A 5355-nucleotide genomic window follows, 5' to 3' on the forward strand; every position below is an offset into this window, starting at 1 on the left:
GCGAAGGCCGGCGTCTCCAAGCCCGTCGTCTACGAGCACTTCGGCGGCAAGGAGGGCCTGTACGCGGTGGTGGTGGACCGCGAGATGCGGCGCCTTAAAAGCGATCGGTGCCGATCGCCTACCTAGGGGCGCGGGGAACTGCGCGACCAGCCACGACGGCGCCGCAGTGCACTGACAACCGTCAGTACGACAGCCCGTGGCCGATCGGATAAAGGACCCGCGTCGGATCCTTCGCGTCCAGCACCGGCACCGGCAGCTTGCCGCGCGGTCGGACCCGGCCCGCGATCACCCTTGCGGCGGCCCGGAGTTCGACGTCGGTCCAGGAGTAGGAGGCCAGGTAGGCCTGTACGTCGGGCAGTTGAGCCACGTCGTAGGGGTTGCGGACGGCGACACACACCACCGGCCGCCCGGTGGCGAGGAGTTGGGCGACCAGCGTCCGCTGACTGCTCGTGGCACCGACGTTGTACGTCCCGACGACCACCACGTCCACCTCCCCGGCCGCGGCGACCGCCCGGGCGATGACGGCGGCGGAGGGCGCGGTGCCGGTCGAGAGGGCGGTCGCGGTGAAGCCCAGCTCGGTGAGGGCGCCCGCGAGAACGGTGGTGGGCGGCCCGGTCGTACCGGACGGCGAGGCGGGATCGGCGCCTACGACGAGCACGTTCTTCTGCGTGCTCCTCGAAAGGGGCAGCAGCTTCCGCTCGTTGACGAGGAGGGTGGTGGTCCGCTCGGCGATCCGGTCGGCGGCGGTGAGATGGCCGGCGACCCCGACGGCCCGGTCGACGCCGGCGTGGGTGACGTACGGCCGGTCGAGCAGCCCGAGCCGGTTCTTGAGCCGCAGGACGCGCAGGATCGACGCGTCGAGCCGCGCCTCGGTCAACTCCCCCTGCCGTACGGCCGTCAGCACGGCGTTCCAGGCGATGTCGAGGGAGGGCGGGTTGAGGAGCTGATCGACCCCGGCCTTGAGCGCCAGCACCGGAACCCGGTCGTCGCCGTACTTCTCCCGTACGCCCTGCATGCCCAGCGAGTCGGTCACCACGACCCCGTCGTAGCCGAGTTCCTCGCGCAGGATGCCGGTGAGGATCGGGCGGGAGAGGGTCGCGGGGTCGCCGGAGCCGTCGAGGGCCGGGACCATGATGTGCGCGGTCATGATCGAGTCGATGCCGGTGCGGATGGCGGCGCGGAACGGCGGAGCGTCGATGGCGTTCCATTCCGCCCGCGTGTGCTCGATGACGGGGAAGCCGTAGTGGCTGTCGACGGCGGTGTCCCCGTGCCCCGGGAAGTGCTTGGCGGTGGCGGCGACGGAGGCCCGCTGATACCCGGTGACCTGCGCGGCGACCAGTCCCGCGACAGCGGCCGGATCGGCGCCGAACGACCGTACGCCGATCACCGGATTGGCCGGGTTGACGTTCACGTCGGCGACAGGTGCGTAGTCCTGGCGGATGCCGAGGGCGCGCAGTTCGGCGCCGCTGATGCTGCCCGCCGTACGGGCGTCGGTGCGCGAGCCGTTCGCGCCGAGGGCCATGGCGCCGGGGAGGAGGGTGGCGGGCTTGCCGACGCGGGCGACGATTCCGTGCTCCTGGTCGGTGGAGATGAGCACGGGCAGCCCGCGGGGAAGGCCGAGTGAGGCCTTCTGAATCCCGTTGCTCAGATCGGCGATCTGATGGGGCTCGCGGGTGTTGTGAGCCCAGGAGAAGTAAATGATCCCGCCGACCCGGTACCTGGCGATCAGCTCGGCCGCCGTCCGGACGCCGATCTCCGCGAGGTTGGCGTCGATGTCGGCCTGGTCGGGTGCGGTGGCGGAGTGCCCGTACACCCGCATGACGAACAGCTGACCGACCTTCTCCTCCAGGGTCATCCCGGCGACGATCCGCCGGAGCCGCGCGTCACTGTCGTACGGACGCGGGTTGTACGCCCGCGCCTCGCCGCCGAGGGCGAGCGCGGCACCGGAACCGGCGGTCGCGGCGAGAAGAGCACGTCTGGTGGTGCCGGAGTCGCGCACGGGGGCGCTCCTTCCCTCGTGAAGGAAACTTCCGAGAAGTTACGAATAACCGGGAAGTTTCTTCCAGTCAAGGGTGCGCACACTAACGGGAGATGGCCGCTTTTCCCCGGAAAGGGGCCGTCACCGGCGCATCGGAGGGGGGCGCGCCGGTGACGGCTCGCTGCCGGCCGCGGGCGGCTTGGAGAGGGTAGGTCAGCGATCGCAGCCAGCAGCGAGGCCGACACCGCACCACGGTGACTCATCCGGCAGTCGTGTCGGTTGGACGGGGGTGGGTCGCGGTGGGTTCCCGGAATCCGGCCAAAACCGGGAAGTTGGTACGGGGGTGGACGGCGGGGCGGGTGCGATACCCACGCGGGGCAATCCGTAACCGGACCGACACACCGGAATCGCGTCAACCCTCTTCCATTCCAAGCCTGTTGGGCGATGATCCCACCAATGCCCTGCATGCTCTCTCGCCGCAGCAGTGCCTGTCGGGGGACCGGCCAGGGGGAAGCCGAGACGGAGGAGGCACGGGATGGCAACGAAGACAGGACCTCAGAGATACCCGGGCGCCAGCCGGGCGAACTGGTACCAGGACGACTACCCGGGCGACCCGATGCAGGTCAACGTCGTCGTCCTGCACACCACCGAGGGGCGCAGCCTGCCCACGTACAGCGGTGGTTCGATGGCGCCCAACCTGACGGCGGTGCCGGACCTCGCCGCGAAGAAGCTGAAGTGGTACCAGCACTTCGACATAGAGACCTCGTCCCGGGCCCTCGCCAACAAGCGGGGCGGTGTCGAGACCAACACGCTCAACGTCACCCAGGTGGAGCTGGTCGGCACCTGCGACCCCAAGACGCACAAGAAGTGGACGACCGCGGGCCAGGCGCACATCTACTGGCCCGAGGCCCCCGACTGGGCGCTGAAGTCGGTCGCGCGGTTCCTGGCCTGGATGCACGAGGAGCACGGCGTGGCACTGGCCGGCCCGAAGGCATGGCCGGACTACCCGACCTCGTACGCCGACGGTGGCGGCCAGCGGCTGTCCTTCGCCGAGTGGAAGGCGTTCAAGGGCGTCTGCGGCCACATGCACGTCCCGGAGAACGACCACGGCGACCCGGGCGGGATCGACTTCTCCGCGATCGTCAAGTACGCCAAGGACGAACTGGACGTGAACGACGACACCCCGACGCCGACCGTGCCCAAGCCGGTCGTGGTGCCCGCCTATCCGGGCCGCAAGTACTTCACGGCGGGCGCGGTGAACGACCACGTCCTCAAGCTCGGCAAGCAGCTGGTCAAGCGCGGCTTCGGTGACCACTACAAGGTCGGCCCGAGCCGCAGCTGGGGCGAGGCCGACCGCCTCAACGTCCGCGACTTCCAGAAGTCCCGCAAGGAACTGCGCGGCGACGCGGACGGCTACCCGGGGCCGCTCACTTGGCGCCTGCTGTTCTCGTAACAACGATTCTCGAACCCGATGGGGCAGGGCTCTCCCGCGCGTGGAGCGGCGGGGGAGCCCCTCCAGGAAGACCGCGTGATGCCGGAAGAGAGAGATGCCCCGCCGGGCCATGGAACGCTGCACCACATCGAGATCTGGGTGCCGGACATCGACCGGGCGGTGGTCCAGTGGGAGTGGCTGCTGACGGCGCTCGGCCATACGCCCTTCCAGAACTGGGAGCGCGGCCGGAGCTGGCGGCTCGGCCCCACGTACCTCGTCCTCGAACAGTCGTCCGCGCTGACCGGAACCCGGCACGACCGCCGTGCACCCGGCCTGAACCACCTCGCCTTCCACGTCCGGGACGACACGGCGGTCGACGCGCTCGTGGCGCAGGCGGTACGCCACGGCTGGACGCTGATGTTCCCCGACAAGCACCCGCACGCGGGCGGCGAGCAGCAGTACGCGGCCTATCTGGAGAACACCGACGGGTTCGAGGTCGAGCTGGTGGCGCTCACCGTTCATGGTCCATTTCGCGGACGTTCCGGCGCGTGAGGCACAGGCCGGGCCAGCATAGGGCCCATGGCCGACGTACAGATCCCCGGTTCCAAGTCCATCACCGCGCGAGCCCTCTTCCTCGCCGCCGCAGCCGACGGGGTCACCACCCTCGTCCGCCCCCTGCGCTCGGACGACTCGGAGGGCTTCGCCGAGGGCCTGGTCGGCCTCGGCTACCGGGTCGGCCGGACGCCCGGCGCCTGGCAGATCGACGGCCGCCCGCAGGGGCCGGCGGCCACCGAGGCGGACGTCTACTGCCGCGACGGCGCCACGACCTCCCGTTTCCTGCCGACCCTCGCCGCCGCCGGCCACGGCACCTACCGCTTCGACGCCTCCCCTCAGATGCGCCGCCGCCCCCTGGGCCCCCTCACCCGCGCCCTGCGCGACCTGGGCGTGGACCTGCGGCACGAGGAGGCGGAGGGCCACCACCCGCTGAGCATCCAGGCGGCGGGCGTCGAGGGCGGAGACGTCACCCTGGACGCGGGCGAGTCCTCCCAGTACCTCACCGCGCTCCTGCTCCTCGGCCCCCTGACCCGTAAGGGTCTGCGTATCCACGTCACGGACCTCGTCTCGGCCCCCTACGTGGAGATCACCATCGCGATGATGCGGGCGTTCGGGGTGGAGGTGCACAGGGAGGGCGCCGTGTTCGTGGTCCCGCCCGGCGGCTACCGGGCCACCACCTACGCCGTCGAGCCCGACGCCTCCACCGCCAGCTACTTCTTCGCGGCGGCGGCCCTCACCGGCGGCGAGGTGACCGTCCCCGGCCTCGGCACGGGCGCGCTCCAGGGCGACCTGGCCTTCGTCGACGTACTGCGCCGGATGGGCGCACGGGTGGAGACCACCGCCGACCGCACGACCGTCGCCGGCACGGGCGAACTGCGCGGCCTCACGGTCAACATGCGGGACATCTCCGACACCATGCCGACCCTGGCGGCCCTCGCCCCCTTCGCCTCCGGCCCCGTACGCATCGAGGACGTGGCCAACACCCGCGTGAAGGAGTGCGACCGCCTGGAGGCCTGCGCGGAGAACCTCCGACGGCTGGGGGTACGGGTGGAGACCGGCCCCGACTGGATCGAGATCCACCCCGGTACGGCTCCCGCCCAGGGCACGGACATCAAGTCGTACGGCGACCACCGCATCGTCATGTCCTTCGCGGTGACCGGCCTGCGCGCCCCCGGGATCACCTTCGACGACCCGGGCTGCGTACGGAAGACGTTCCCCGGGTTCCACGAGGCGTTCGGGGAACATTTCAGCCCGTCCGGGGGTTGATCTTTTAGCCCGTCCGGCGTTTGAGGACGAGCGCGTTCAGCGCGATGGGGGGTCTGGGGGCGCAGCCCCCAGGAACGGGATGGGACGGGTAGGGGCGGCGGGGGCGAAAAAATCCCGACCGACC

The 5355-nt window shown here is 70.8% G+C and carries 4 protein-coding genes and 1 pseudogene; 4 read left to right on the plus strand and 1 reads right to left on the minus strand.

Going from position 1 to position 5355, the window contains the following annotated elements:
* Window positions 1-96 (plus strand): annotated as a pseudogene (locus ACWCRB_RS48890) (TetR/AcrR family transcriptional regulator); the annotation flags it as partial.
* A gap of 85 nt (window positions 97-181) precedes the next feature.
* On the opposite strand, the gene ACWCRB_RS48895 reads toward ACWCRB_RS48890, so the two are convergent.
* A complete protein-coding gene (locus ACWCRB_RS48895) occupies window positions 182-1999 on the minus strand; it encodes a glycoside hydrolase family 3 protein (protein WP_451002230.1) in 1818 nt (605 codons plus the stop codon).
* A gap of 514 nt (window positions 2000-2513) precedes the next feature.
* On the opposite strand from ACWCRB_RS48895, the gene ACWCRB_RS48900 reads away from it, so the two are divergent.
* The 3 genes from ACWCRB_RS48900 to aroA all read left to right on the plus strand — a co-directional run bounded on the left by ACWCRB_RS48900 (window position 2514) and on the right by aroA (window position 5231).
* Window positions 2514-3431 (plus strand): peptidoglycan-binding protein, encoded by a 918-nt coding sequence (locus tag ACWCRB_RS48900; protein ID WP_451002231.1) that lies wholly within the window; start codon window positions 2514-2516, stop codon window positions 3429-3431.
* Window positions 3432-3509: 78 nt separating this feature from the next.
* A complete protein-coding gene (locus ACWCRB_RS48905) occupies window positions 3510-3962 on the plus strand; it encodes a VOC family protein (protein WP_451002232.1) in 453 nt (150 codons plus the stop codon).
* A 27-nt stretch (window positions 3963-3989) separates the two neighbouring features.
* Window positions 3990-5231: a 3-phosphoshikimate 1-carboxyvinyltransferase gene (gene aroA / locus ACWCRB_RS48910; RefSeq protein ID WP_451002233.1), complete on the plus strand. Its 1242-nt coding sequence runs from the start codon at window positions 3990-3992 to the stop codon at window positions 5229-5231.
* Window positions 5232-5355 lie beyond the last annotated feature (124 nt).

The sequence above is a fragment of the Streptomyces sp. NPDC002156 genome (assembly GCF_053593675.1).

What these genes read in the sequence shown, in the direction of transcription:
- ACWCRB_RS48900 (WP_451002231.1), top strand. Translation starts at nt 2,514, where the DNA reads ATGGCAACGAAGACAGGACCTCAGAGATACCCGGGCGCCAGCCGGGCG.
- ACWCRB_RS48905 (WP_451002232.1), top strand. Translation starts at nt 3,510, where the DNA reads ATGCCGGAAGAGAGAGATGCCCCGCCGGGCCATGGAACGCTGCACCAC.
- aroA (WP_451002233.1), top strand. Translation starts at nt 3,990, where the DNA reads ATGGCCGACGTACAGATCCCCGGTTCCAAGTCCATCACCGCGCGAGCC.